General features: G+C 72.7%; 27 protein-coding genes and 1 riboswitch. Of the genes, 10 read left to right on the top strand and 17 right to left on the bottom strand.

Annotation, left to right across the window (positions count from 1 at the left end; all coding sequences use genetic code 11):
* Nucleotides 1–85 precede the first annotated feature (85 nt).
* Entirely contained in the window at nt 86–508 is a 423-nt protein-coding gene (locus tag OG928_RS03785; protein WP_406279173.1) for an SRPBCC domain-containing protein, read from the bottom strand.
* 91 nt (nt 509–599) lie between these two features.
* Here OG928_RS03785 and OG928_RS03780 point away from each other — a divergent pair, with 91 nt between their 5' ends.
* Nucleotides 600–1,577, top strand: a complete 978-nt coding sequence (locus OG928_RS03780; protein WP_406279170.1) for a helix-turn-helix transcriptional regulator — start codon at nt 600–602, stop codon at nt 1,575–1,577.
* 25 nt (nt 1,578–1,602) lie between these two features.
* Here OG928_RS03780 and OG928_RS03775 read toward each other — a convergent pair whose 3' ends face one another.
* Both OG928_RS03775 and OG928_RS03770 read right to left on the bottom strand, forming a co-directional pair.
* Entirely contained in the window at nt 1,603–2,400 is a 798-nt protein-coding gene (locus OG928_RS03775) for an ABC transporter permease (RefSeq protein ID WP_406279167.1), read from the bottom strand.
* A gap of 17 nt (nt 2,401–2,417) precedes the next feature.
* Entirely contained in the window at nt 2,418–3,203 is a 786-nt protein-coding gene (locus OG928_RS03770; RefSeq protein ID WP_406279164.1) for an ABC transporter ATP-binding protein, read from the bottom strand.
* A gap of 96 nt (nt 3,204–3,299) precedes the next feature.
* Here OG928_RS03770 and OG928_RS03765 point away from each other — a divergent pair, with 96 nt between their 5' ends.
* Nucleotides 3,300–3,980, top strand: coding sequence for a TetR/AcrR family transcriptional regulator (locus OG928_RS03765; protein WP_406279161.1), 681 nt, complete (start codon nt 3,300–3,302; stop codon nt 3,978–3,980).
* A gap of 159 nt (nt 3,981–4,139) precedes the next feature.
* Nucleotides 4,140–5,192, top strand: coding sequence for a lactonase family protein (locus tag OG928_RS03760; RefSeq protein ID WP_406279158.1), 1,053 nt, complete (start codon nt 4,140–4,142; stop codon nt 5,190–5,192).
* Nucleotides 5,193–5,267: 75 nt separating this feature from the next.
* On the opposite strand, the gene OG928_RS03755 is transcribed toward OG928_RS03760, so the two are convergent.
* Nucleotides 5,268–5,714, bottom strand: coding sequence for a MarR family winged helix-turn-helix transcriptional regulator (locus tag OG928_RS03755; protein WP_406279155.1), 447 nt, complete (start codon nt 5,712–5,714; stop codon nt 5,268–5,270).
* Between the two features lie 136 nt (nt 5,715–5,850).
* Between OG928_RS03755 and OG928_RS03750 the strand changes: the two genes are divergently transcribed.
* Nucleotides 5,851–7,122 carry an MFS transporter gene (locus tag OG928_RS03750; RefSeq protein WP_406279152.1) on the top strand — a complete coding sequence of 424 codons (1,272 nt, stop codon included), beginning with the start codon at nt 5,851–5,853 and terminating at the stop codon, nt 7,120–7,122.
* Between the two features lie 52 nt (nt 7,123–7,174).
* Here OG928_RS03750 and OG928_RS03745 read toward each other — a convergent pair whose 3' ends face one another.
* From OG928_RS03745 to OG928_RS03735, 3 genes are all read right to left on the bottom strand, one after another.
* Nucleotides 7,175–7,816 carry a uridine kinase gene (locus tag OG928_RS03745; protein WP_406279149.1) on the bottom strand — a complete coding sequence of 214 codons (642 nt, stop codon included), beginning with the start codon at nt 7,814–7,816 and terminating at the stop codon, nt 7,175–7,177.
* A 31-nt stretch (nt 7,817–7,847) separates the two neighbouring features.
* Complete coding sequence (locus OG928_RS03740; RefSeq protein WP_406279146.1) at nt 7,848–8,114, bottom strand: hypothetical protein; 267 nt, start codon at nt 8,112–8,114, stop codon at nt 7,848–7,850.
* A gap of 198 nt (nt 8,115–8,312) precedes the next feature.
* Entirely contained in the window at nt 8,313–9,365 is a 1,053-nt protein-coding gene (locus OG928_RS03735; RefSeq protein ID WP_406279143.1) for a questin oxidase family protein, read from the bottom strand.
* 125 nt (nt 9,366–9,490) lie between these two features.
* On the opposite strand from OG928_RS03735, the gene OG928_RS03730 reads away from it, so the two are divergent.
* From OG928_RS03730 to OG928_RS03720, 3 genes are all read left to right on the top strand, one after another.
* Nucleotides 9,491–10,099 carry a superoxide dismutase gene (locus tag OG928_RS03730; RefSeq protein ID WP_406279140.1) on the top strand — a complete coding sequence of 203 codons (609 nt, stop codon included), beginning with the start codon at nt 9,491–9,493 and terminating at the stop codon, nt 10,097–10,099.
* 109 nt (nt 10,100–10,208) lie between these two features.
* Nucleotides 10,209–10,871: a helix-turn-helix transcriptional regulator gene (locus tag OG928_RS03725; RefSeq protein ID WP_406279137.1), complete on the top strand. Its 663-nt coding sequence runs from the start codon at nt 10,209–10,211 to the stop codon at nt 10,869–10,871.
* A 192-nt stretch (nt 10,872–11,063) separates the two neighbouring features.
* Nucleotides 11,064–11,486, top strand: a complete 423-nt coding sequence (locus OG928_RS03720) for an SSI family serine proteinase inhibitor (RefSeq protein ID WP_406279134.1) — start codon at nt 11,064–11,066, stop codon at nt 11,484–11,486.
* A 172-nt stretch (nt 11,487–11,658) separates the two neighbouring features.
* On the opposite strand, the gene OG928_RS03715 is transcribed toward OG928_RS03720, so the two are convergent.
* The 6 genes from OG928_RS03715 to OG928_RS03690 all read right to left on the bottom strand — a co-directional run bounded on the left by OG928_RS03715 (nt 11,659) and on the right by OG928_RS03690 (nt 19,654).
* Nucleotides 11,659–13,125 carry a class I adenylate-forming enzyme family protein gene (locus OG928_RS03715; RefSeq protein ID WP_406279131.1) on the bottom strand — a complete coding sequence of 489 codons (1,467 nt, stop codon included), beginning with the start codon at nt 13,123–13,125 and terminating at the stop codon, nt 11,659–11,661.
* A 251-nt stretch (nt 13,126–13,376) separates the two neighbouring features.
* Nucleotides 13,377–14,282, bottom strand: a complete 906-nt coding sequence (locus tag OG928_RS03710; RefSeq protein WP_406279128.1) for an ECF transporter S component — start codon at nt 14,280–14,282, stop codon at nt 13,377–13,379.
* Nucleotides 14,279–15,901 carry an ABC transporter ATP-binding protein gene (locus OG928_RS03705; RefSeq protein WP_406279125.1) on the bottom strand — a complete coding sequence of 541 codons (1,623 nt, stop codon included), beginning with the start codon at nt 15,899–15,901 and terminating at the stop codon, nt 14,279–14,281. Before OG928_RS03705 ends, OG928_RS03710 begins: the two co-directional genes overlap by 4 nt.
* The gene (locus tag OG928_RS03700) at nt 15,898–17,076 is read right to left on the bottom strand and encodes a CbiQ family ECF transporter T component (protein WP_406279122.1); all 1,179 of its coding nucleotides are present in this window, start codon (nt 17,074–17,076) and stop codon (nt 15,898–15,900) included. Before OG928_RS03700 ends, OG928_RS03705 begins: the two co-directional genes overlap by 4 nt.
* Nucleotides 17,077–17,087: 11 nt before the next feature.
* Nucleotides 17,088–18,155: a hypothetical protein gene (locus OG928_RS03695; RefSeq protein ID WP_406279119.1), complete on the bottom strand. Its 1,068-nt coding sequence runs from the start codon at nt 18,153–18,155 to the stop codon at nt 17,088–17,090.
* The gene (locus OG928_RS03690; RefSeq protein ID WP_406279116.1) at nt 18,152–19,654 is read right to left on the bottom strand and encodes a prenyltransferase/squalene oxidase repeat-containing protein; all 1,503 of its coding nucleotides are present in this window, start codon (nt 19,652–19,654) and stop codon (nt 18,152–18,154) included. The genes OG928_RS03695 and OG928_RS03690 overlap by 4 nt, the downstream gene beginning before the upstream one ends.
* 193 nt (nt 19,655–19,847) lie before the next feature.
* A riboswitch (cobalamin riboswitch) is annotated at nt 19,848–19,919 on the bottom strand.
* Between the two features lie 198 nt (nt 19,920–20,117).
* Here OG928_RS03690 and OG928_RS03685 point away from each other — a divergent pair.
* The 3 genes from OG928_RS03685 to OG928_RS03675 all read left to right on the top strand — a co-directional run bounded on the left by OG928_RS03685 (nt 20,118) and on the right by OG928_RS03675 (nt 22,332).
* Nucleotides 20,118–20,975, top strand: a complete 858-nt coding sequence (locus OG928_RS03685; RefSeq protein WP_406279113.1) for an isocitrate lyase/phosphoenolpyruvate mutase family protein — start codon at nt 20,118–20,120, stop codon at nt 20,973–20,975.
* A 132-nt stretch (nt 20,976–21,107) separates the two neighbouring features.
* A complete protein-coding gene (locus OG928_RS03680; RefSeq protein WP_406279110.1) occupies nt 21,108–21,509 on the top strand; it encodes a TIGR03618 family F420-dependent PPOX class oxidoreductase in 402 nt (133 codons plus the stop codon).
* Between the two features lie 208 nt (nt 21,510–21,717).
* On the top strand, nt 21,718–22,332 hold the full coding sequence (locus OG928_RS03675; protein WP_406279107.1) for a DJ-1/PfpI family protein: 615 nt from the start codon (nt 21,718–21,720) through the stop codon (nt 22,330–22,332).
* A gap of 96 nt (nt 22,333–22,428) precedes the next feature.
* Here OG928_RS03675 and OG928_RS03670 read toward each other — a convergent pair whose 3' ends face one another.
* The 4 genes from OG928_RS03670 to OG928_RS03655 all read right to left on the bottom strand — a co-directional run bounded on the left by OG928_RS03670 (nt 22,429) and on the right by OG928_RS03655 (nt 25,942).
* Nucleotides 22,429–23,193, bottom strand: a complete 765-nt coding sequence (locus OG928_RS03670) for a hypothetical protein (RefSeq protein WP_406279104.1) — start codon at nt 23,191–23,193, stop codon at nt 22,429–22,431.
* Nucleotides 23,190–23,852, bottom strand: coding sequence for an RNA polymerase sigma factor (locus tag OG928_RS03665; RefSeq protein ID WP_406279101.1), 663 nt, complete (start codon nt 23,850–23,852; stop codon nt 23,190–23,192). Before OG928_RS03665 ends, OG928_RS03670 begins: the two co-directional genes overlap by 4 nt.
* A gap of 165 nt (nt 23,853–24,017) precedes the next feature.
* On the bottom strand, nt 24,018–25,226 hold the full coding sequence (locus OG928_RS03660; protein WP_406279098.1) for a pyridoxal-phosphate dependent enzyme: 1,209 nt from the start codon (nt 25,224–25,226) through the stop codon (nt 24,018–24,020).
* Nucleotides 25,227–25,237: 11 nt separating this feature from the next.
* Nucleotides 25,238–25,942: a FadR/GntR family transcriptional regulator gene (locus OG928_RS03655; protein WP_406279095.1), complete on the bottom strand. Its 705-nt coding sequence runs from the start codon at nt 25,940–25,942 to the stop codon at nt 25,238–25,240.
* Nucleotides 25,943–26,038: the final 96 nt, after the last annotated feature.

Here is a 26,038-nt window from a genome sequence, read left to right as displayed (position 1 = left end):
CCGCATCGAGGACATGCGTAATGGATCAACGAATGACACGAAAGCGAAGATCCCGAACGGAAATGCTTCGGTTCGGCGGGTCATTTCACTCGTTCGGCGCCGCCAGGGCCCGCTCGACCGCCGCCATGACGTCCTTCCAGTGCGCGCGCTGACGAACCCGCTCCTCGGGCCCCGCCAGCCACTCCTGATGGAAGCGCACCTGGGTCCGACCCGGTCCGCTCGCACTCACGGTGACCTGCATGGTCGTGTCGTGATCCCAGCCGGCGGGCCGGGCGGTCACCCGGACCCGGTCGAGCTCGCGATAGCCGCGGACCTCGCCGACGGTGCCGTCGGCCGTCCGGTACGGGGCACCCCTGGTCGGGGTCAGGTCGGCGCCCTCGCCGAGCCACAGGGCGATCCCTTCGGGGGAGGTGATCAACTCCCATACGTCCGCGACCGGGTACGGGACGGTCTTCGAGACGCCGATCTCGTAGCCCGCGCCCTGTGTGCGGCCGGTGGTGTCGCTCATGATCGTTTCCTCCGGGTCCGATTGCCTGACCGAACCCAGCCTCTCCCGGATACCTGTCGAAGTCCGTCAGGATCGCGGGACACTTGCGATCATGCGCGCGAGCCGGTTGCTGACCATCCTGATGACCCTTCAGACCCGGGGACGGGTGACCGCGCCGGAGCTGGCCGAGCAGCTGGAGGTGTCGGTACGCACGGTGTACCGCGACATCGAGGCGCTCGGCGCGGCGGGCGTCCCGGTGTACGCCGAGCGCGGCCCGATCGGCGGCTACCGTCTGCTCGACGGCTTCCGGACCCGGATCAACGGGCTCACCGCGGACGAGGCCGACGCGCTGTTCCTGGCCGGACTGCCGGGGCCCGCGGCCGAGCTGGGGCTGGGCGCGGTGGTCGCGTCCGCGCGGCTCAAGGTGCAGGCGGGGCTGCCCGCGGAGCTGGGCGAGCGGGTCGGCCGCGCGCAGCAGCGCTTCCACCTGGACGCGCCCGGCTGGCATCGCGAGGCGGACCAGTCGCCCGAGCTGGCCCGGCTGGCGGGCGCGGTGTGGACCAATCGGCGGGTGCGGGTGCACTACCGGCGCTGGGTGGGCGAGGTCACCCGCGACCTCGAACCGTACGGTCTCGTGCTCAAGGCGGGCGCGTGGTACCTGGTCGCCCGCACCGTCCAGGAGGGCGCGCACCGCGACCGGACCTACCGGGTGGTGCGGATCGAGGAGCTGGACGTGCTCGACGAGGTCTTCGAGCGCGACCCGGAGTTCGACCTCCCGGCCTACTGGGAGACCTGGTCCCGGGGCTTCGCCGAACAACTGCACCCGATCCACGCGGAGGTCCTGTTGACCGACGACGCGCGGTGGATGGTGCGGCAGCTGTTCGGCGTGCATGTCGCGGACACGGTCGAGGAGAGCGCGGGGGAGCCGCTCCCCGACGGGCGGATCCGGGCCCGTTTCCCGATCGAGACGATCGAGGTGGCCGCGATGGAGCTGATGCGCCTGGGGCCCGAGATCGAGGTCCTGGCCCCGCCCGAACTGCGCGACGCGGTGGCGGCGACCGCGCGCGCGACGGCGGCGCGGTACGCGTGAGCGCCCGCGCCGCCCGCGGCCGTACTCAGGCCCCCGCGCGCCGGAACAGCCGTACGCCCAGCCCCATCGAGCCGGCCGCGAGCGCGATCGCCACGAGCGCGCCGAGCGCGACGTCGCGGCCGTAGTCGCCGACGAACGCGGCCCGGACCGCCTCGACCACGTAGCGCAGCGGGTTGCCGCGCGAGAGGCCGTCCAGCCAGGCCGGGGCCAGCGCCATCGGCAGCAGGATCCCGGACAGCAGCATCACCGGCAGGTTCACCGAGTTCACCACGGGCGCGAACTCCTGCGGCGAGTTCACCCGCATCGCCAGCGCGTACGAGAGCGACGCCAGCGACGCGGTCACCAGCGCGACGAACGCGAAGGCGATCAACACGCCCGGGACCGGTACGCGCAGCCCGAACGCGAGGGCGACCAGGATCAGCAGCAGCGACTGCACGAGCAACTGGACGACGTCCTTGAGGACCCGCCCCAGCAGCAGCGCGAGTCGGCTCACCGGGGTCACGCGCATGCGTTCCACGACGCCGTGCTGCTTCTCGATCAGGATCCCGAACCCGGCGAAGGCCGCGCTGAACAGGCCGAGCTGGACCAGCAGTCCGGGGACGAGCGTCTGCCACGCGTCGCCCGTGCCGCCGAGTGGGACGTCCCGCAGGAGCGGGCCGAACAGGACGAGGAACAGCAGCGGCTGCATGAGCCCGAAGATCAGGCCGAGTTTCGAGGCGACGGTCTGGCGCAGGTAGCGGCCGAAGATCAGGGCGGTGTCGGCGGCGAGGAGGGACAGAGCGGACCGCGTGGGCCGACCGGACTGTGTGGACTGTGTGGACATGGCTACCTCGGCCCGGTTCAGACGGCGACGGGGGTTTCGCTCGGCACGGGGGCGCGCCGACCGGTGATGGCGATGAACGCGTCCTGGAGCGAGGCGTCGGGGGAGCCGGCGTACTCGGTCTTGAGCGCCCGCGCGGTGCCCTCGGCGACGATCAGGCCGCCGTCGACCACCACGAGCCGGTCCGCGAGCGCGTCGGCCTCGTCGAGGTAGTGCGTGGTCAGGAAGACCGTGGTGCCCCACTCGTCGCGGATCCGGCGGACCAGCCGCCACAGGTCCACCCGGCTGCCCGGGTCCAGACCGGTGGTGGGCTCGTCCAGGAACAGCACGTCGGGCCGGTGCACGAGGCCCATGCCGATGTCGAGCCGGCGCCGTTGGCCGCCGGACAGCGCGGCGCACGGGCGGTCCAGGAGGTCGAGCAGGTCCAGCTCGGCGGCCAGCTCCCGGGTGCGCGCCGTCGCCCCCGCCGCGCCGAGCCGATACAGCCTGGCCTGCGTGGTCAGCTCCTCGCGCACCGACACGGCGGGGTCGACGCCGCCGGACTGGGCGACGTACCCGATCCGCCGCCGCACGCCGGCGGGGTCGCGCAGCAGGTCGTGCCCGGCCACGGTCGCGGTGCCGCCGGTCGGGGCGAGCAGGGTCGTGAGCATCCGCAGGGTGGTGGTCTTGCCGGCGCCGTTGGGGCCCAGGAAGCCCAGGATCTCGCCGGCGGGGACGGTGAGGTCGATACCGCGCACGGCCTCGACGACACCGCGCTTGGTCGTGAACGTTCGGGAGAGTCCGGTGGTGTGGATGACCGATGTCATGGCACTACCGAAACACAGTCGATTTAATTTTGCAACAACCCTAAAATTCATTCAGCACAAAATTTGCATTGGCCCCAATGTTGCTAGGATGGAGTCATGACGGAGACGGATCGCGAGGGTGACCCCGTCGGGGGTCTCAGGGAACGGAAGAAGCGGCGTACCAGGCAGAACATCTCGGACATCGCCACCGGACTGTTCCTGGAGCGCGGCTTCGACGCGGTGACCGTGGCGCAGATCGCCGAGGTCGCCGAGGTGTCGGTCAACACCGTCTACAACTACTTCCCGGCCAAGGAGGACCTGTTCTTCGACCGCGAGGCCGAGGTCGTCGAACGGCTCGCGCTGATCGTGCGCGATCGCCCCGTCGGCGAGTCGGCGACCCGCGCGATCCTGAACTCGCTGCGTCGGGACGTCGACCGGCGCGCGCCGCAGATCGGCCTGGTGGCGGGCTACGAGCGCTTCATGCAGGTCATGCACAGCTCGCCGGCCCTGATGGCCCGACTGTGGCGGATGCAGCAACTGGGCGCGGACACGCTCGCCGCGACGCTGGCCGACGAGGCGGGCGCCGACCCGGACGACCCGGTCCCGGCCCTGATCGCGGGCCAGCTCGCCGGGATCCAACAGGCGCTCTTTCGCGGGATCGGTCGCGCCATCGGCGGTGGCGGCGACCCGGAGGACGCGGCCCGACACGCCCTGCGCCAACTCGACGCGGTGGAGTCGCTGTTGAGCACCGAGGTGCTCGACTACGCGATCCGGGTCGGCGACGCGCGGCGCCCGTAACGGGGTGTGCCGCCGGCGCGGTCGGGGAGGAGCACTGCTATCGGCCGCGCGACGGCGATCGATCCGAGATGATCTGCGTGGTCGGCGCCGCCGGATCAGCCGACGGATTCCGAGTCGATCGACGGTCGGCCGCCACAGGCCAGACACCAGGAGAACCGTGTGACCTCACCAAATGCATCCGACCGACGTGGACCCCTCGTGTACGTGGGCGCGTACACCCCCGACATGGAGGGGCGTGGCACCGGCATCACGGTCTGCCGGCAGGACCCGGCGACCGGGTTGCTCGGCGCGCCGTCGGCGGCGATTCCCGCCATCTCGCCCTCGTATCTGGCCCCGCACCCCTCGGGGCGATTCGTGTACGCGGTGAGCGAGCGCGGCGGCGAGGGCGCGGTCGGCGCCTACTCGGTGCAGGACGAACGCCTCGTGCCGCTGGGCGAGGTCTCCACGCTCGGCGCCGGGCCGTGCCACCTCGCGGCCGATCCGACCGGCCGGTTCGTGGTGGTCGCGAACTACGGCGGCAGCGTGACCGTGCACCCGATCGCCGACGACGGGACGCTCGGCGAGGCCGCGACGCACGTACGGCTGACCGGCTCGGGGCCGGTGAAGGAGCGGCAGGCGTCCTCGCACGCGCACCAGGTGACGTTCGCGGACGGCGGCGAGTGGCTCGTCGTGTGCGACCTGGGTTCGGACACCGTGTACCACCTGCGTTTCGACGCCGAGGCGGGCACCATCGCCGAGGGCCCCAAGCTGACCCTGCCGCCGGGCACCGGACCGCGACACATCGCGTACGGGCCGGCCGGCTTCGCATGGCTGGTGGGCGAGTTGAACGCGACGGTGACGCCGCTGCGCGCCGACCCGATCACGGGCGCGCTCACCATCGCGGGCAAGCCGTTCGTGCTCAGCGGCGGCCAGGGCGTGCCGTCGGCGATCGTCGCGTCGGCGGACGGGCGCTTCGTGTACGTCGCCAACCGCGGTCCGGACACCGTGTCGGTGCTGTCCGTCGGCGGGGGCGGGATCGCGTTGGTCGAGGAGACGCCGACCGGCGGCGCGTGGCCGCGCGACGTGGCGATCGTGAACGGCGTCCTGTACGCCGCGAACCAGCACGGCGACACCATCACCGCCTTCCGGTGCGACCCCGACACCGGAGCCCTGACACCGCTCGGCGTCGCGATGACCACCGGCACGCCGGCGAACATCCTCGCGACCCGATAGCCGCGGTGTCCTCGACCGCCGGACGGGCCCGGCCCACGCGCCGGCCCGGCCCGTCCGGCGCCCGAGGACGAACCGTCAGGCTCCCAGCGACTTGACCGCGCCGACCAGGGGCGCCAGCTCGGGTCGCTGTTCCGCGTCGTCGAGCGCCTCGCGCAGCGCCGCGTCGTTCGTGGGGCGCGCGAGTTTCAGGAGCTCGCAACCGGCCGCCGTCACCTCGGTGTAGATCCCGCGGCGGTCGGTGTCGCACAGGTAGCGGGACAGCAGCCCCCGCTCCTCCAGCCGGGTGACCAGGCGCGTGGTCGCGCTCTGGCTGAGCACCACCGCGTCGGAGACCTCGTTCATCCGCAGGTGATAGCCGTCCTGCCGGTCGAGGACGTCGAGCACCGAGAACTCGCGCACGCTCAGGTCGTGTTCGGCCTGGAGCGCGCGTTCGATGTGCGCCTCGATCCGGTTGTGCAGCGCCGCGAGCGCGCACCATCCCCGCGCGAGCGGCGGCTCGATGGTCTGCCTCTGTTGTCCCATGCGCTCAGGATACCCCCGGAACGAAATAGCCCGCGTTTGCATTGATCGGCGTCTGCAAATATTGTCGACGCTTGTAAGGCGTGCGAGCAAGCACGCCTGGCACTCGTTCCGCGCTCTCCCCTGGAAGGGGTTTCCCGTGCCTCTCGCACTCCTGGCACTCGCGATCGGGGCCTTCGGGATCGGCACCACCGAGTTCGTGATCCTTGGCCTGCTGCCCGAGGTCGCCGGCACCTTCGACGTCTCGATCACCACCGCCGGTGTCCTGGTCAGCGGCTACGCGATCGGCGTGCTCCTGGGCGCCCCGCTGATGACCGTGCTCGGGACGCGGGTGTCGCGCAAACGCATGCTGATCCTGCTGATGGGCCTGTTCATCATCGGCAACGCGCTCACCGCGGTGGCCCCGATGTTCGGGCTCGTGCTGCTCGGACGGGTGATCGCGTCGTTCACGCACGGCGCGTTCTTCGGGATCGGCTCGGTGGTCGCCGCCGACCTGGTCGCACCGGAGAAGAAGGCCGCCGCGATCGCGACCATGTTCACCGGCCTGACCCTGGCCAACGTGGTCGGCGTGCCGCTGGGCACCCTGGTCGGCCAGTCGGTGAGCTGGCGGCTCACCTTCGTCCTGGTCGCCGCGCTGGGCGTGCTCGGCATGGTGGGCATCGCCAAGCTGGTCCCCGAACAGCCCAAGCCCGAGGGGGTCGAACTGCGCCACGAACTGGCGGTGTTCCGCAACGTCCAGGTACTGCTCGCGATGGGCATGACGGTGCTCGGCTTCGGCGGCGTCTTCGCCGCGCTCACCTACGTCAAGCCGATGATGACCGACGTCGCCGGCTTCTCCGAGGGCGCGGTGACCTGGCTGCTCGTGGTGGTCGGCCTGGGGATGATGGTCGGCAACACGATCGGCGGAAGGCTCGCCGACCGGTGGAGCATGCCGCTGCTGTTCGGCTCGCTGACCGCGCTCGCGGGCGTGCTCGCGCTGTTCACGGTCACCGCGCACAACCGGGTCGCGTCCGTGGTGACCCTCTTCCTGATCGGCGCGCTCGGCTTCGCGACCGTGCCGTCGCTGCAGAAGCGGGTGATGGACAACGCCGCCGGTGCCCCCACGCTCGCGGCGGCCGTCAACATCGGCGCGTTCAACCTCGGCAACGCGATCGCCGCGTGGTTCGGCGGCCTCGTCATCGACGCGGGCCACGGCTACGCGTCGGCAAACTGGGTCGGCACCGCCCTCGCCCTCGCCGCCCTGGGCCTGGCCGTGCTCGCCCACCTCCTCGAACGCCGCACCGTGACCCGGTCGCGCTTGGTGGCGAGCAACACTTCCGAAGCTCCCGGTGTGCGAACAGCCCAGAGCCCGAAGGGCGCCCCGAGCGAGCGGCCCCGGGAGACCGAACGAACCGCCCCGGTCGCCGGTTGAGCGCCGGACCGCGGACCCGGGGCCGCCTGGCGCGCACGACCCGGTGGGCGGGTCAAGGGTGTTCGCGCTCGACCACGGCCGGATGCGCGGGATGGTCGTAGCGCACGCACACGTCGGCCTCGGTCGCCGGCGCGATCTCGTCCGCGTAGCGTTCGAGCGCTTCGAGCGTCCACGCGGCCGCGGCCGGCGTCCGCCGCTTCAGTGCCCCCGGGGACAGCCACAGGTGCACCGTCAGGTCCAGGGGCAGGCCCTTGCCGAGCAGCAGTGGCCCGTCCAGGACCAGGACGCCGCCGGGCTCCAGCGTCGTGTAGTCGGCGCGGGTGGCCCGGTCGCGGGCGGCGTCCCACAGGCTCGGCAGGACCCGGCCGGTGCCGCCGGTGCCGAGCGGCTCCAGGACCTCGCGGCGCAGCCCGGCGTCGTCCAGCCAGCCCCAGAGGTAGGACTCCGCGTCGGTGCGGCCGTACTCCAGGCGCACCGACGCGGGGCGCAGGAAGTCGCCCGCCCGCACGCGCAGGACGGGCCGCCCCAGCAGGCGCAGCGGCGCGACGAGCGCGTCGGCAACGGCGCCGGGTTCGGCGGCGTCCGCGCCGTCGATCGCGACCCGCGTCCACGGACGATCGCCCGCGCGGCGCACGATCGTGTCGACGATCTCGGTCACCAGGCCGGCCGGGGTGACCGGTCGCACGCTCACCATCGGGCCGCCGGGCGGCGGTCGTTCGCAGGGATCAAGACGGGTTCTCCCGGAGGTTCGGCATCTGCGGGGCCTGCACGTTCGGTGGCGGGACCGCCACGAACGAGGCGGAGATGCCCTGGTGGACACCGATGATCGCCGGGCGCAGTTCGTTGAGGATGTCGTCCTCGTCGACCCGGCCGACCTGACCGGTCTCGCTCGTCAGGATGTCCTCGCGGGCGTCCGCGAGCGCGGGCGTGACCGCCGCGAGGGCGAGCAGGGTGCCGGTGGCCACGGTGGCCAGGATTCGGGTGACGCGCATGACGGGGGTCTCCGTTTGTCGGCGCCCGTACGGGTGTACGTGCGGGGGTTTCGTACGTACGGGGTGTACGTGCGGGACCAGCGAACGGAACCCGATGGTCCAAGTGGGGGAACCTCCCTCGAATGAGGGCGTGTCGCGGCGGGATCGCCGGCCCACGCCTGGGGTGCGGTCTCGGTTGCGCCCGTGCGGCGGGTGGGGTCAGCCCTTGAACGGTGCGATCAGCTCGAGCGAGAGCGCGGCGGCGGACAGGGCCCGTGTGTCACCGGAGCGGGCGTAGACGTCCGCCGCGGTGTCCGCGAGCTTGATCGCGTGCTCGTCGCCGTGCGCGAGCGCGCGCTCCATCGCGTTGCTCGCGTCGCTCGCGGGGGCGGGTGCCTCGCCGGCGTCCTCGCGGCCCATGTACACCGCGAAGACCGCGCTGCTGGTGGCCCACGCGGCCGTGAACGACGGGATCCACAGCTCGCGCGGGAGCGCGGGCAGCACGCGCAGGACCGCCGAGGGCGCGGTCACGCCGTGCACGTTCATGACGCCGCTGCCGTGTCCCCGGCGCAGGTAGAGCCGGATGGCCGCGTGCACGGTGTCGGTGAGCAGCGCCTCGGCCTCCTCGGGCGTGCCGACCGGGCCCACCGACAGGGTGGGGGTCAACCACTCGTCCCATTCGGCCAGGAACGTCAGGCGCCTGCTGATGTGGTCCTTCTCGCCGATCGGGAGCGGCGGCACGGCGTCCAGCGCCTCGAACGGCGAGCGGCCCCCCGCGAGCCGCGGCAGTTCGGGCAGTGGCTGGTTGCTGGACGCGAAGTAGGCCATGGCGTGCGCGAACTCGGCGAGTCGGATCGGGCTCTCGCCCGCTTCGAGCAACGCGCGGACCGCGTGCCCGACCCGGATCACGCCGTGTGTCGCGCCGCCGGGCATGCCCGGAAGCAGGCGCGGCCACCACAGCGCGAGCACGTCGCGCCACGACTGTTCGGCGATCTCGTCGGTGAACAGCGCGATCCAGTCGCCGTCGCGGGCCCGATCGCCGAGCGCGTCACGCCACGCGTCGCGGGCGATCCGCTCGGTCGGCCGGACCGCCGGATCCAGCCGGGGGGTGTAAAGGTCGAGCCAAGCGGGCACGGCTTCCCACTGACCCGCGTGCACGAGCGACTCGACGGCCATCGGTCCGTGATTGGACAACCCGTCGTCGAACTCGGAACCGGTGCGATGGAGACGCTCGAACGCTTCGTCCAAGGTCTGGGCGGCATGCTGATGCATCGTCAAACTCCTTGCGGCAGAGGCCTCCGATTAGACAAGTTAAGTCTTGCCTAACTTGCCCACGATCCTGCGAGAAGCATAGGGTCGAGCCCGTCACCGCATCCACTTTTCCAGGAGGAACTCCCGTGGCCGACAAGGTCTACACGCTTCCCGACCTCTCGTACGACTATGCCGCCCTGGAGCCGCACATCAGTGGCGCCATCATGGAGCTGCACCACGACAAGCACCACGCGGCGTACGTGACCGGGGCCAACACCGCCCTGGAGCAGATCGCGGAGGCACGCGACAAGGAGGCCTACGGCACCATCTCCAAGCTGGAGAAGGACCTGGCCTTCCACGTCTCGGGCCACGTGCTGCACAGCCTGTTCTGGACGAACCTGGGCCCGACCGGCAACGGCGAGCCCGCCGGTGACCTCGCCGAGCAGATCGGTGTGGACTTCGGTGGCTTCGAGCAGTTCCGCGCGCACATGACGCAGACCGCCATGACCGTGCAGGGCTCGGGCTGGTCCGTCGCCGCGTGGGAGCCGCTCTCGCAGCGCATCGTGGTCACCCAGGTCTACGACCACCAGGGCAACATCCCCCAGGGCACCGTCCCGCTGCTCGCGATCGACGCCTGGGAGCACGCCTTCTACCTCCAGTACAAGAACGTCAAGGCGGACTTCTTCAAGGCCGTCTGGAACGTCTTCAACTGGGACGACGTCGCCACCCGCCTCGCGGCCGCCAAGGGCGCCTGAGGTTCGGCCTTCGGCACAGGGTCGCGCGGGTGTTCCCCGTGCGGCCCTGTCCGACGTTGTCGACCATGTGTACGAGCACGCACTCGGGGCCGACGAGAGGGGCAGGCGGGTGACCGAGCAGGACGCGTTCGCACTGTTGCCCGAGACTCGGCGCGAGATATTGCGGCACCTCAAGGGCGCGGGTGAACTGCGCGCGGAGGAACTGGCCGACGCGATCGGGATGACCGCGAGCGGCATGCGCCAACAACTGGCCGGCCTCGTCGCCGAGGGCTACGTCACCCACCGTCAGGCCCGGCTCGGCCCGGGCCGGCCCAAGCACGTCTATCGGCTGACCGCGGCCGGCGAGAACCTGTTCCCGCGGCGCTACGGCGATCTGGTCGGCGACCTCCTGGAGACCGCGCAGGCGGAGGATCCGGGCTTCGTGGACCGCCTGTTCGACCGTCGCCGCGAACGCCGCCTGGAACGCGCCCGAACCCGGATGACCGAGCCGGACCTCGCGAGCCGGGTCGCCGCGATTGCCGCGATCCTCGACGAGGACGGCTACCTCGCGGGTGCCGAGCCGCTCGCCGACGGCGGTGGCTGGCTGATCGTCGAACAGAACTGCGCGATCTTCGACGTCGCCGTGCGCTGCGGCACGGCCTGCTCGTCGGAGCTGGCCTTCCTGCGCGAGGCCCTGCCGGACACCGAGATCGTCCGGGTCAGCCACATGGTCGCGGGCGCGCCGCACTGCGCGTACGAGATCCGGCCGGTCGAAACCGCGGGCGACGAGTAGGCGCGGCAAGGGAGTTCGGGTCGCGGGCGGGCGGTCGTGGGGACGGCCGCGTGGACGCTCGCGCACACGGCCGCGTGGCCGGCCGGCCCGCTCGGCTCAAGGTCGGGCCGTTCGTGGCCGATACCACCCCGTAGGTGGGGTCCCGATGGACGGCCGTTGGGTGGTCCGGGCGCCGCCGCGGAAGGCGAGGCGATGAGCGGGAAAGTGCCGGCCCGGTTCGGTTACGGATTCGGGTGCGCGGTGTTGGCGGCGGCGACCATGCTCGGCGGCGTGGCGCCCGCGTCGGCCACGCCGCCGGCGTACGGGCACCTGTACCTGACGGTGTACCAGGGCGAGGACACCGACGGTGACGCGCTGGGCCGGGTCGAGCTGTGGTGCGACGCCAACGGCGGCACCCATCCGGATCCGGACGGGGCGTGCGGCGTGCTCGACGCCGCCGACGGCGACCCGGCGAACGTTCCGGGGACCTCGGGCGCGTGCACGATGCAGTACGAGCCGGTCACCGCCGTGGCCGAGGGCTACTGGTGGGGCGGCGTCCGGCTGGTCGACTTCACCGAGACCTACGGCAACCGGTGCGCGCTGCGCTTCGCGAAGGCGCCGTTGTTCGACTTCTGAGGCCGTCCATTCCGAGTCTTCCGCCTACCGGTCTCCCGGGTCGGGGCCTGCCGCTCGGCACACCTGTCGGTGGCGCGTCGAGGGCCGCGCCACCGGCTCCACACCCGCTGCGGGCGTCCTCCGGCCATTCCGGGACCGAAGGGCCGCCCCGGCGGTGGCCGGCCGACGCGGTTCAGGCGCGCAGGGAGCCCTCGGCGACCTGTTCGCGCAGGGCGGGCTTGCTGATCTTGCCGGTCCCGGTCACCGGCAGCGCGTCGGTGAACAGCACCCGCCGGGGGACCTTGAAGCCGGCCAACCGCGAGCGGCACAGGGTGACGAGCGCGTCCGGGGCGACGGACGCCCCCGGCGCCGCGACGACGACCGCGACCACCCGTTCGCCCCACCGGGTGTCGGGCTCGCCGACCACGGCGACGTCGCGGACGTCCGGGTGCTCGCGCAGCACCGCCTCGACCTCGCGGGCGCTGACGTTCTCGCCGCCCGTGATGATCACGTCCTTCTTGCGGTCCAGGACGTACACGTAGCCGTCGGCGTCGAGCCGGCCCAGGTCGCCGGTGCGGAACCAGCCGTCCGCGAACTCGCCGGTGTCCAGCTGCCAGTAGCCGTCGGCGACCTGCTCGGAGCGCACCGAGATCTCGCCGGTGTCGCCGGTCGGGACGGGGCGCCCGGCGTCGTCGACGATCCGGATCTCGACGCCGGGACCGGGCCGGCCGGCGGCGGCGTACAGCTCGGGCCGGTGGTCGGCGGCGGCCAGGAACACCGCGTTGCCGGACAGCTCGGTCATCCCGTAGCCCTGATCGAGGCCGCAGCCGAGCAGCTCGTCGACCCGGCGGATCAGGTCGGGCGTGATGGGGGAGGCCCCGTAGCTGATCGAGCGGATCCGCTCGCGCAGCCCGTCGCCCTCGCGCACGTGGTCGAGCAGCGCGTCGATCATGGTCGGCGCCAGGGACAGGTTGGTGACCTCGAACTCGCGAACGACGGCCGCCAGTTCGGCCGGCTCGTAGCGGCGCAGGACGACCACCGGCCGGCGGGCCAGGTGGTGCGCGCCCACCTGGTAGCCGGCCACGTGCGCGAGCGGGAACGGGGTCAGCACCACCGTGTCGGCGCCCACCGGCCGGCACGCGAGCGACGCGCGCATCGCCGCGGTCAGGCTGCGATGGGTGAGCCGGACGCCCTTGGGCCGCCCGGTGGTGCCCGACGTGAACAGCAACCAGGTCAGGGCGCTCTCGTCGGCGGCGGGCGCGAAGGCGCGAGCGGGCATCGACGCGACCGTGTCGAGGTCGAGCGTGGGCACCTCGGGCCGGCCGAGGCGGTCGAGCAGGTCGGCGTCGCCGAACAGCAGTTCCGCGCCGGATCGGGCCAGCTGATCGGCCCACTCGCGCGGATGCAGGCGCGGGTTGAGCGGGACCAGCACGCGCCCGGCCCACGGCACGCCGTAGTACGCGGCGACGTACTCGGCCCGGTTGAACGCGAGGATCCCGACCCGGGCGCCCGGCGAGGTCCGCGCGGCGACGGTCGCGGCGAGCGCGCGGGCGTGCGCGGCCAGCTCGGCGAACGTCCAGGACGCGTGTCCCGGCACGATCAGCGCGGTGCGCTCGGGTACCTCCCGAGCCGCGTCGACCAGGATCTCGTGCAGCAGCATCGGGCCTCCAACCTTCTCGCGGGGACGCTACCGCAGCCCAAGATCCACCCCGCGACCGGTTGGCCCTCCAACGCCGGCCTCAGGCCCAAGCCCGGCCGGCGTTCGAGGCCGAAATCAGCCCGGCCGGCGTTCGAGGCCGAAATCAGCCCGTCCGGCGTTCGAGGCCGAATCGGGCCCGTCTGGCGTGTGAGGCCTAATCAGCCCGTCCGGCGTTTGAGGACGAATCAAGCCCGGCCGGCGCTTGAGGCCACTCAGCCAGTCCGGCGTTTGAGGACAGCGGGCCGCAGGCCGCCCGCGCCCGCCCCCGCCTCGAACACCACCGGCGCCTCGAACGCCGTCTTCCTCGCGGCCCGCCGAAGGGCGGCCAGTACGGCGGGGCCGACCAGCAGGATCGCCGTGCAGTTGGTGATCGCCCGCCCGGTGTCCCAGCCGAACGTGGAGGTGACCACGCTGAACACGAAGAAGTGGTGCAGGTTCTCCACGATCGACCCGCCCGGCACGAACGCCATCCCCGGCTCGCCGGTCGGGTCGGCCAGGAACGGCCAGAACCACATGTTCATCAGGAACCCGAACGCGTACGCCGAGAACACGCCGTACGCCGCGAGCATCGCGATCTCGCGCCGCCCGCGAGGACTCCGCGGCAGCAGCCCCGCGCCGAGTCCCACCCACGCCGACGCGAGCATCTGGAACGGCAGCCACGGCCCGACCCCGGCCGTGAGCAGCGCCGACGCGAACAACGACGTGCATCCCAGCACGAAGCCGAAGCCGGGTCCGAACACGCGCCCGGCGAGCACGAGCATGAAGAACACCGTCTCGATGCCCGCCGTCCCCGCGCCCAACGGGCGCAGCGCGGCGTTGATCGCGGACAGCACACCGAGCATCGCCAGCGCCTTGGCGTCGAGCCCGCCACTGGTCATCTCGGCGAGCACGATCGCCACCAGGAACGGCAGCGTGACCGCGAAGATCAGCGGCGCGTCGCCGGAGTGCGCGGCCGATTCCGGGCTGGGCGAGCCGAACAGCGGCCACAGGAACATCGCCAGACCCGCGATCGACGCGAGCGTGAGCACGACGGCGGTCCGCGGGGTGATCCGGACCGCGTTGCGGCGCGGGAGGTGGTCGGGGTCGACGGCCGGCATCAGGCCGGGGGTCGTGCTCATATCGCCGCCTCCGGGACGGGTTCCGCGAGCGCCGAGGACACCTCGGCGACGGTCAGCCACGGCTCGGGGGCCAGGATCTTGGCGGTCTGCGGCGCGAACGCGGGGGAGGACACCACGACCTCGGCGGTCGGCCCGTCGGCGACGATGTCGCCCTCGGCCATCACCACGACCCGGTCCGCGACCCGCGCGACGAACTCGACGTCGTGCGTGGCCAGCACCAACGCCCGCCCACCGTCCGCGAGTTCGCGCACGACCTCGGCGAACCGCCGCTTCGCGTGGTAGTCGAGCCCGCGGGTCGGTTCGTCCAGCAGCACCACGTCGGGCGCGGCGACGAGCTGTACCGCGAGCACCAGCGCGAGCCGCTGCCCCTCGGAAACGTCGCGCGGGTGCGCCGCGCCGTCGATGCCGGGCGCGATCCGATCCAGCAGGGCCCGGCAGGCGCCTGGGGCCGCGCCGGACTCCAGGTCGGCCTGGGCGCACTCGGCGGCCACGGTCTCCAGGTAGAGCAGGTCGCCGGGGGTCTGCGGGACCAGGCCGACCAGCGCTCGGGCCTTGGCCGGCGTCAGCGCGGCCGGATCGGCGCCGGCGACCCGGACCGTCCCGCCCTGGCGCGGCCCCGAGCCCTGCAACGCCCAGAGCAGCGAGGACTTGCCGGACCCGTTGCGGCCCATCAGCGCGACCACCCGACCGGCCGTCAGGTCCAGGTCCAGGCCGCGGACCGCGATCACGTCGCCGTACCGCACGATCACCCGACGGGCCGTCAGCAGAGTCTCCCCGGCCGCCGGTTCGCGGCGTTCCGGGGCAAGCGGGCGCAGTCGCTCGCGCAGCGGTCCGGCCAGTCGGCGGGCGTCGCGCACCGACAGCGGCAGCGGCGACCACCCGGCGTAGCGGGCCAGTTCGACCACCGGCGGCGCGATGTCGCAGGTCCGGAGGATCTCGGCGGGAAGGCCGTCGCGGACGGTGCGGTCGCCGGGCAGGTGGACGAGCCGGTCGGCGTACTGCACGACACGTTCCATCCGGTGCTCGGCGACGACCGCGGTGATGCCCAGGTCGTGCACGAGGCGGGTGATCGCGGCCAGGACGTCCTCCGCGGCGGTCGGGTCCAGCGCGGAGGTCGGCTCGTCGAGCACCAGGACCCGGGGGTGCGCGGTCAACACGCTGCCGATCGCCACGCGTTGCTGCTGTCCGCCGGAGAGCGTGCGCAGCGGTCGGTGCCGCAGTTCGGCGATGCCGAGCAGGTCGAGGGTCTCCTCGACGCGCTTGCGCATGACGGCCGAGGGGATGGCCAACTGCTCCATGCCGTAGGCGAGTTCCTCCTCGACGGTATCGGTGACGAAACCCGCGAGCGGGTCCTGCCCGACCACGCCGACCAGGTGCGCGAACTCGCGCGGCGGCCGGGTACGGGTGTCGATGCCGTCGACCAGGACGCTGCCGCGCAGCGTGCCGCCGGTGAAGTGCGGGACCAGGCCGTTGATCGCGCCGAGCAGGGTGGACTTGCCCGCCCCGGTGTGGCCGACGACCAGGCACAACTCGCCCTCCGGGATGTGCAGTTCAACATCGCGCAGGGCGGCGGCCGGTGCGTCCGCGTAGGTGATGGTGACGTCGCGGAATTCGATCACCGGACGAGCTCCTCGGTACGGGCGGGCTCGGTCGCGGGCATGGTGACTCCGGTGCGCGGGGTGGTGGGCGGGGGCGGCGGCGCGAGCCACGCGGGCAGCGCGCCGATCAACAGGCCCACGGTGGGCAGCAGCGACAGCTCGGGCCACGCGAGCGGGCTGAGCGAGGGGTAGAGGTTGCCCGCGTCGATCCGGCTGGTCAGATACACCAGCGCGCCCGCGGCGATCCCGCAGCCGGCGACCGCGAACTCGGCGAGCCGCCAGCGGTCCGGCAGGTACACGCTGCGATTGATCCGCCGCCCGGTCAGCACGAACCCGACGGTCGCGCAGGCGATTCCGCCCGGGAGCATGGTCGCGCCGAGCAGCCGCGGCGCGCTGCCGTCGAGCAGCGCGTACACGCCCACGCAGACCCCGATCAGGCCGACGAGGGTGAGCACGCCGGTCAGGATCCTGATCCCGCGCGGGAGATGGCGATTGCGGCCGTAGCCGCGCGAGTCCATCGCGGCCGCGAGGGCCAGTGAGCGGTCGAGCGCGTCCTGGAGCACGGGGATCGCGATCGAGCGCAGCGCGCGCATGCCCTTCTGCGCGCCGCCGCGCAGCCGACGGGCGCGGCGGACCCGCTGCACGCTCTCGATCAACTGCGGCGCGACGGACAGCGCGACCACGACGGCCGCGCCCACCTCGTACAGCGCCGCCGGGACGGCCTTGAGCATGCGCTTGGGGCTCGCGAGCGCGTTGGCCGCGCCCAGGCAGACGATCATCGTGGCCAGCCGCAGGCCGTCGTAGAAACCGCCGAGCACGTGCTCCAGGGTGACCGGGCCGAACAGGTGGATTCCCGCCGCCCATTCGGGCAGCGGGATCTCCGGCAGGTCCAGGACCAGGTGACCGCCGGAGGCGCCCGCGCCGAAGACGATCCGGAACAGCACGCGCATGGTGATGATGAACAGGCCGAGCATCAGGTACATCCGGAACGCCAACGCCCACGGCGCGTCGCCGCGCCGGTTGACGACGACGTACCCGGCGACCGCCAGGACGAGCGCGAGCAGGAGTGGATTGGTCGTACAACTCGCCGCGGTGGCCAGGCCCAGTGCCCACAGCCACCAGGCGCCCGGATGCACCGTGCGGGGCAGCCGGCCGCCGCCGCGACGGGACGCGACGGCGGCCGACAGGTCGCTCATGGCGGGCACGGTCAGGTCGTCCCGTCCGTGCTTCGGCGACGCCACGCGGTGAAGCCGGCGGCCGCGGCGAACGCGACGAGCAGGCAGACCCCGCCGATCGTGGTGATCGGGACGCCGGACCGGTTCTCGGCGTTGGCCAACTCCTCGCCACCGGTCCAGGTTTGACCCTGCGGCGTGACGCCGGAGGGCCGGCCGGCCGCGGTGGGGCCGGCGGCGGCCGGGTCGGGGGCGGGGCCCGCGGCGGTTTCGGCCGGTGCGGCGGGCGGGGGTTCGGCCGGCTGGGATTCCATCGGGTTGCCGGACACGCCGGGGCCGGGGGCGAGTGGGTCGGCGTTCGCGGAGGTGTCGCCGGTGGAGCCGCCGGCGGCGGTCGTACCGCCGGTGGTGCCGCTGCCGGTGGTGGTCCCCCCGCTGCTTGTTCCCCCGCTGTTGGTTCCTCCGGTGGTGGCACCGCCGTTCGCGCTTCCCGTGGTGCCCTGCGCGCCGCGGGAGGTGTTCTGGTCCGGCTGCGGGTCGTTCGCCTTCGGCGGGTCGGGAGTGTGCACCGGCGGGGCGGCCGGTCGCAGCGGGGCCACGCGCGGCGGCGGGTTGGTGGTCTCGGTCTTGTCCTTCGAGAACGACCAGCCCTCGAAGCTGCCGAGCGGGGGCTTGCGGTTCATCACACCCCACTGGCTGTACGTCCACGAGCCGTTGTTCGGCGCGTGCCAGTACGACCAGTAGGCCTTTGCCGGCGGCGTGTCGATGCACGGCTCGGAGTTGGGCCCCGGCTTGCCCTCGATCCGGCAGATGAACGCCTCGCCCCACCGGCTGGTGCCGGCGATGTTGATGCCGGCGTTCTTGAGCGCGGCGTGCCCGGTGGCCTGATCGCCGGGCGCGCAGCGGACGATGGTGGTGCCGCCGAGCTCCTGGAAGTCGACGATCACGGTCACGCCGTTGGCGGTCGGGCAGAACCCGGGAGTGCCCTTGGCGGTGTCCACGGCGTAGGCCGCGGGGGCGGTCGCGGTGACCTGGGCGGCCGCGGGCACGATCAGGATCGCGAACGCCGCGACGAGGCGGGTGATCCGCCCGGTGCCCCTCACGTGTGGGTCCCGTTCTTGCGGCGGGCGCCGGCGCGGACGGCGATGCCGGTGCCGACCAGGCCGAGCGAGAGCAGCAGCAGACCGCCGATCCGGGCGCCGGTCTTGGCCAGGCCGCCGGTGCCGGTGGTGCCGCTGTGCGAGCCGCCGCCGGAGACCGAGCCGCCCGCCGCGCCGCCGACGGTGCCGGCCGCGGTGGTGGACGTGCTCGCGGAAGCGGTGGCGGACGCGGTGGCGGACGTGGTCACGGACGCACTGGCGGTCTGGGTGAGCGACGTGGTGGGTGTGGCGGTGGCCGACGTGGTCGTGGTGGGTGTGGCGGTCGCGGTGGGCGACGCGGAAACGGTCGTGCTCGGTTCGGGCTCGACCGGCTTGCGGCCGAGGTCGCCGAGGGCCACGTCGGCGAGGGTGAGCAGGGCCTGCGGGGTGGCCCGGCGCCACTGGTCGCGCTGGAAGTCCGGGATGCCCTCGGTCCGGGCCGAGGTCAGGGCCGCCTCGTTGTACGCGATCGTGCCGATCTCGGCGTCCGCCTTGCCCGCGTTGGCCCGGGTGATCTGGTGCTTGGCGACCCACGCGGCGGCCTTCGCGGCCTCGGCCTTGTGCCCGATGGCGGCCAGCGCCTGGCCGGCCAGGCCGGTGCTGTTGGTGTTCGACTCGACGGTGGGGCCCGAGCCGCCGAACGAGCCGTCGGCGCGCTGGATGGACACCAGCCACGCGGCGCCCTTGTCGGCGGCGGCCCGCGCACCGGGCGACTTGCTCTCGGCGTCGGCGGCGAGCAGCGCCTGGACGGCCATGCCGGTCGAGTCCGGGTCGAGTGTCTGGTTCGGGGTCTCGTCGCACGTCGCGCCGGCACTGCCGAACGCGTCCGGGGACAGCCGGAAGCCGCCGACCGCGCACTGCTGCTTGAGCAGGAAGTCGACGACGGGCTGCGGTACTCCGCCCGAACGGGCCAGGCCGATGACCGCGAGGGACTGGCCGAACGCGTTGCTGTTGTCGAGCCAGCCGGGCTCGTTCGGGATCTTGTCCCGGACCCGACCCGCGGCGCTGCCCGCCTCCGGTCCGGCGACCAGGTCGAGCGTCTTCCGCCGCAGGTCGAAGCCGCCGAACGCCTTGGGGTCCCGGCCCGCCGCGACGGCGCCGACCAGGATCTTGGCGGTGGCGCCGGCGATCCATACGTCCGGATATTCGTCGCCCGCGCCGTTGTACTTGCGGACGTTCGCGGCCACGGCGTCGGTCGAGGCATTGAGCGCGGCCGGATTCGCGCCGGTCGCGGCGAGCGCGAACACGGTGTCGATCGTCAGGCCCCAGTCGGAGCCGGCGAAGCCGGGTATGCCGCCGTCGACGAGTTCGTGGGCCTGCCACGAGGCGGCGGCGGTGGCCTGTTCCGCGTACGGGTTCGTGGGGGCCGCGGCGGACGGACCCGCGAGGGCGGGCGCGGCTGCGATGAGCACCGCGCCGCAGACCGCGGCGGCGCAGGTGTTTCCGACGGTGAGCCAGGACATCAGGGGGACCCTTCCGGGACTGCTGGAGAGTCCCGGCGACGGAGCGCCGCGATCACCCTCGTGCCTGCGCGAACGAGCCGGTGACCTACGGGTCTTCAGATCGTCGGCCGCGGGTGGGGGTGGCGTGCGGATCCGTGGTCCGGGCTTCGGCGTGCAGTCCACGACAGCTGGAAGCCTTGAATGCCTTCACCCAGGTGTTCCGGCTCACGGTGGCTGGGCCACCGTCCACGGTTGCGGGTCAGCGCCGGATTCGGACCGGCTTCCCCTGGTGTGTCGGCTATGGAGTTGAGTGGTGCCGACCGAGGCCGGCGTTCGGAGCGTATGAGACCGTTCGCGGTTCGCACAAGCGAGCGGTGCGCGCGGAAAAGTCGGCGGACGCGGCGGCGCCGCGACGGCATGGACGGCGGCATGATGAGCGGGTACCAAGATCAGCAGTCCGTCGCCGATCCGGAGGTCCACGCCGATGAGCAGCACGATTCCCCCGAGCAGCACGACTCCTTCCGTCGATCGTGCCCAGCGCGCGCGCTTCGAGGAGTTCCGGGCGTTGCACCAGGCGGCGGCCCCGCTCTTCCTGCCCAACGCGTGGGACCACGCCACGGCCGCCGCGTTGGTCGAACGCGGCTTCCCGGCGATCGCGACGACGAGCCTGGGCGTCGCGGTCGCGGCGGGCAAGCCGGATGGGGTCGGCGGCACGCGCGAGGAGACGGTGCGGCTCGGAGCCGGCATCGCCCGGTTGCCCGTTCCGGTCAGCGTCGACATCGAGGGCGGCTTCGGCGAACGCCCGGAGGACGTCGCGGCGGTGGGTGTCGAGCTGGTGCGCGCCGGGGTGGCGGGGATCAACATCGAGGACGGGCGGGCCGACGGCACGTTGACCGATCTCGGGCGGCAGGTCGAGCTGGTCGCCGCGCTCAAGGAGGCCGCGCCGACGCTGTTCGTGAACGCGCGTACGGACACCTATTGGGTGGGCGGCGCGGCGGCCTCGCTCGACGAGACGATGCGGCGGATCGCGGCGTACCGGTCGGCCGGCGCCGACGGCGTGTTCGTCCCGGGCCTGCAGGACGAGGCCGCGATCCGGGCGGTGGTGGCCGAGACCGATGCGCCGCTCAACATCCTCTACAGCGCGACCGGGCTGTCCCGCGATCGGCTAGGCGAGTTGGGCGTGCGCCGGATCAGCGTGGGCTCGCTGTTGTTCCGGGTCGCCGTGCAGAGCGCGGTCGACCTCGCGTGGGCGATCGCGCAGGGCGAGTCGGAGGCGGCGCCGAGCGCCGTCCCGTCGTACGCCGAGGCGCAGGCGATGACGGAGGTCTACCGGGAGGACTGACGTCGGGTTCGGGGCGTTGACGGTTCGTCCGTCCGGCGGGCGGTCATACTGCTGACCGGCGGACCGGAACGGCTCCGTCCGCTCCCGTCCGCTCCCGTCCGCTTCCACCGGTCCAGTGCGAAAGAACGTTCGATGACACTGCACGTCCCGCCGAGCACCACCCCGGACTTCCTCGCCTTCTGGCGGGAACGACACCTGTGTCTGCTCGTCACCCACCGCCCCGACGGCACCCCGCACCTGGTCCCCGTCGGCGCGACGTACGACGACGAGGCCGGGATCGTGCGGATCATCACGCACGGCGCCAGCAAGAAGGCCCGCAACGTCCGCGACGCGGGCTCCGGCGCCCGCGTCGCGGTGTCCCAGGTGGCCGGCGCGCGCTGGTCCACCCTCGAAGGCGTCGCCACGGTCAACGGCGACCCGGAGGCCGTCGCCGACGCGGTCCGCCGCTACGAGGAGCGCTACAAGCAGCCGCGCGCGAACCCGGAGCGCGTGGTGATCGAGATCGCGGTGACCAGGCGGATGGGGACGGTGTAGTCGACGGGGCTGTGCCGTGCCGTGCCGTGCCGTGCCGCGCGGCGTTGGGTTGCGCCGTGTGTGACGAACCGGCCGGGGGCCGGGCGGGAGGCGACCCGCCCGGCCCCGGATCCGGGCCTCGATCCGGGCCTCGATCCGGGGTGCGCAGGCCGAGGCGTAGCCTGCCGGTATTGGTCTCGACGCAGCGACCCGGAGGGGGGCTCGACCCATGACGCAGGTTGCCGTGGTTACGTTCGACGGCTTCAACGAACTCGACAGCTTCATCGCGGCGGCGATCATCAACCGCTGCCGCAAGGACGGTCTGGCGGCGTACATCACCACGCCCACCCCGACGGTGACCTCCATGAACGGCGTCGAGGTCACCGGCCAACGGCCGCTCGACTTCGTCCCGGAGGCCGACGTCGTCCTGATCGGCAGCGGCATCAAGACCCGCGACGTCGTCGCCGACGACACGCTGCTCGCCGCGCTGCCGCTCGACCCGGCCCGGCAGATCATCGGCTCGCAGTGCTCCGGCGCCCTGGTCCTGGCCCGGCTCGGCCTGCTGACCGACCTGCCGGCGTGCACGGACGCGACGTCGCGCCCCTGGGTCGAGGCGGCGGGCGTCGAGGTGTTGGACGCCCCCTTCCACGCCCGGGGCAACATCGCGACGGCCGGCGGCTGCATGGCGTCGACGTATCTGGGGGCTTGGACCATCGCCCGCACGCTTGGTGCGGCCGCGGCCCGTTCCGCCATCGACTACGTCGCCCCGGTCGGCGAGAAGCAGTCCACGGTCGACCACGTCTTCTCGGTGCTGCGAACGGGGGACCGGGTGTCGGTGACCTGACCGCCCACCGACCCGCGCCGCCCGCAAGGGAGTTTGCCCCCGGCGGGGGCGGCGACGGGCCGGAGTGTGGCCGTTCCCGCCGGTCTTGGATCGGCCCTACGACGTAGAGGCCGTCGGTGCGGGCGTTGCGGCGCCCGGTGCGCCGGCGGCGGGCCCGTCGTCACGTCCGGGCACGCCCTTCAGCCGTTCGTCGTCGACCAGGACGCAGGGCCCGATCGGGCCGTCGGCCAGCGCGTAGGAACCGGTGCTGCCGCTCTGGTCCGTGTTGTGTATACGAGGGCCGGCCTGGTGATATCCCGGGTCCGGCAGGTCTTTCGCGTCGACCTTGTAGAGCGTCGCGGTGACCACGAGGGTCGTGTTCGCCGGCATCAGCTCCGGGCGGATCTCCGTCCAACTCTCCTGCACGGTTTCCAGTTCCTCGTCGGTCAGCTTGCCCTCCGGAAACTTGAGCCAGTGGTAGATCGCGCCGAGATCGTCATCGGGGAGTTCGTGCTCGGTGAACCGCGGCTCGGCGCACTTCTTGCCCCAGGGCACATAGTCGACGACGGCCCGCACGCCCAGGTCACGCAGCCGCTGTTCGAGCCCCTTGGGGTTCCGGAACTCGTTGATCTTGAAGAGCACGCCCCCGTCGGGCTGCTTCTTCACCTCGAACGGCCGTGCCTCGGCGCTGTTTCCGCCAATGGCGATCGGCAGCCCGACCCCGAGCCCGGCCGCGAGCACCGCCGACGCGGCCAGGCCGTACACGACCTTGCGACCGCGCGGCATCGCGGTCCGCACGGGCTGCTCGGCCACCGCCGGCACTTCACCCCGGGCGGCCAGCACCTTCAGCTCTTCCAGCAGTCGTTCCTCGAAGTCGGTCATGCCTTCGCCTCCGCCTGTGCCTGTGTCCGTGTCTGCGTCAGAGCCGGTGCCGCTGCTGATTTCCGGGTCGCTCGATGCGGCTCCGCCGTCGGCGAGCCCAGTTCCTTCGCCAGTCGCCGCCGCGCCCGATGCAGCCGCACCCGGGCCGACACCGGTCGGATCCCCAACGCCGCGGCGGCCTCGGCGACTTCCAGGCCGTCGACACCGACCAGCTCGAACACCGCCCGGTCGGCCTCGGACAACCGCTCGACCGCCTGATACGTCCGTCGTGCGGCGGCCTCGGCGTCGATCCGCTCCTCCAGCCGCTCGATGTCGTCGGCGTCCAGCAGCCGACGCCCGGCGATCCGCCGCGACGCGTCCGCGGCCCGCGCGGACCGCCGCCGCTCGCTCGCGACCACATTGCGCGCGACCCCGTACAACCAGGCCCGCTCACCACCGGGGCCACCCCGATAGCCCGCCGCCGACCCCATCGCCGCCAGGAACACCTCGGCGGTCAGATCGGCGGCGCTGTGCGGATCCCCGACGCGCCGGGCCACGAACAGCCCCACCGCGTCGATGTGTCTGCGATAGAACGCCTCCAAGAGCGCCGGATCCCTACCGATCCCGGCAACCCCTTCGACTCCCGACCCATCCAAAGCCACTCCCCGTTCCGACGCCATTTCCTGTCACCGGTATGTGGGTCGTGATTCCCGGAGCGTTTCAGGGTCTGCGGAAGTTCTTTCGCCACGGGCTCGAACGCCGTACGGGCTTGGTCGAGGGCCGGGTCGGTTTGGTCGGTGCCTTGGTCGTGGGCTTGGTCGTGGGGTTGGTCGTGGGGTTGGGGGTCAGGGGTTGATTCCCGCGGCTTTCAGGTGCTTTCGGATGGCCGGCCAGGTCGGGTCGATGGGGGTTGGGGGTCGGTGGGCGGCGACGTCCTGGTCCTTGAAGCCGCTCGAGGTGGTGATGCAGACGGTCGGGCCGTCGATCGGGCCGTGGATGCGGAGGCCGGCCAGGGCCGCGGCGGCCGAGGTTTCCGTCCACAGGCCCTGGTCGGCCAGCTCCGCGCGCGCCGCGGCCATGTCGGCGTCGGTGACCAGGAGGGCCCGGCCGCCGCTCTCGCGGATGGCGACCACGCCGCGGTAACCGCCGACGGGGCAGTCGATCGCGTACGCCGTGGTCGCCCCGACCGGGACATGCGCGGCCGGTACGCCCATCCGCAGCGCCGCGGCCAGCGGCCCGCCGGCGGCCGGTTCGCACGCGAACATCCGCGGCGTGCGATCGGTCACGCCCAGGCGGCGCAGTTCCCGGAAGCCCTTCCACACGCCGAACAACAGCTCGCCGTATCCCGTCGGCACGAACACCGCGGCCGGCACCCCGAGTTCGGCGTGGATCTCGTACGCGATCGTCTTGTAGCCCTCGGGCCCGAACGCGTGCCCCGTGTGGGTGTCGGTGAGGTTGCCGAGCGGATGGAACCCGAGCCGGTCCACGATCTCGCGCATCAGCTCCCACCGCGCCGGCGCGGGCACGGTCAGCACCGTCGCGCCGTACGCGTGCAGGAACGAGTCGACCGCCGGCGGCGCCCCCGCCGACGCGAGCACCACGCACGGCAGCCCGGCCCGGGCCGCGAACGCCGCGGCCGACGCGCCGTGGTTGCCCGAGGACGACACGACCACGCCCGGCGCGCCGATCCCGACGGCCGCGGACACCGTGCAGCGGTTGATCCGGTCCTTGTGGCTCCAGGTCGGATTGCGCGACTCGTCCTTGATGTACACGCCCTCGCCGAACTCGATCAGCGGCGTGTTCCCCTCGCCCAACCCGGGGGCGAGCAACGGCGGCAGCAACGGGGCCCAGCGCTCCAACCCGCCGCGCGACCCGGTCGCTTCGAACAGTTCGGGCTTGACCCGGTCGTAGTCGTAGTCCAGTTCGACCGGGTAGGCGATCTCGGCCGTACTCGTCGCCGGACACCCCCGCACCAGCGGCGGCCACAGCGGATACGTCACCGCCGGGTCGCCCATCGAGCGCTGGACCGTGGCCAGGGAGTCCTCGGAGATCATGGAAACCGAGCCTACGAGGTCTCCCCGCCCGCCGGCCGCGCCGCGTGCCAGTCGTGCGTGTCCGTCAGGTTCGCGTCCGCCTGCCGGGCCGCCTCGGCGGGGTCACGGGCGCGCAGTGCCAGCAGCAGGTCCTCGTGGCCGGCCGGGTTCGCGCCCTCGTAGTCGGGATCCCTCCACGAGTGCGCCACCGATTCGCGCACCGGCCCCGACAGATTTCGGTACAGCTCGCCCAGCAGGGGATTGTGCGCCGCGTCCGCGACCCCGCGGTGGAAGTCCCAGTCGGCCGCTATCCACGCGTCGAAGTCGCGCGCGTCCCACGCCGCACGGCGCAGCCGCAGCGCCTCGTCCAACGCGTCGAGGTCGGCCTCCTCGGCACGCACCGCCGCGAGCCGGGCGGCCTGGAGGTCGAGCGCCTGCCGCACCTCCAGCACATGGCCGAGCCCGCTGTCGCCGTACAACCGCTCGACGGCGCCGGACAGTTCGCTGACCGCGCGGACGTACGTGCCGTCGCCCTGCCGGACGTCGAGCAGCCCGGCGTGTGCGAGGGCGCGAATCGCCTCGCGCAGCGTCCCGCGCGCCACTTGGAGCCGAGTCATCAGCTCCGGCTCGGGCGGGATGCGGCTGCCGACGGGCCAGTCGCCGGAGGTGATCCGCTCGCGAAGGCGGGCGATCACCTCGGCGGACAACGCCGGACGGCGCACCGATTCGAGGCTCATCGGAGGTTCCTGACCTGGGACGGACGGAGAGCGGGGGAGAGCTGTGGGGGAGGGCTGTGGGGAAGGGCTTCCAGGATACATCTGATGATTGGACGT

The sequence above is a fragment of the Embleya sp. NBC_00896 genome (assembly GCF_045207785.1).
Lineage (GTDB): Bacteria > Actinomycetota > Actinomycetes > Streptomycetales > Streptomycetaceae > Embleya.
Note: the sequence above shows the minus strand (reverse complement) of the source record. Positions and strands in the feature narration are given on the sequence as shown.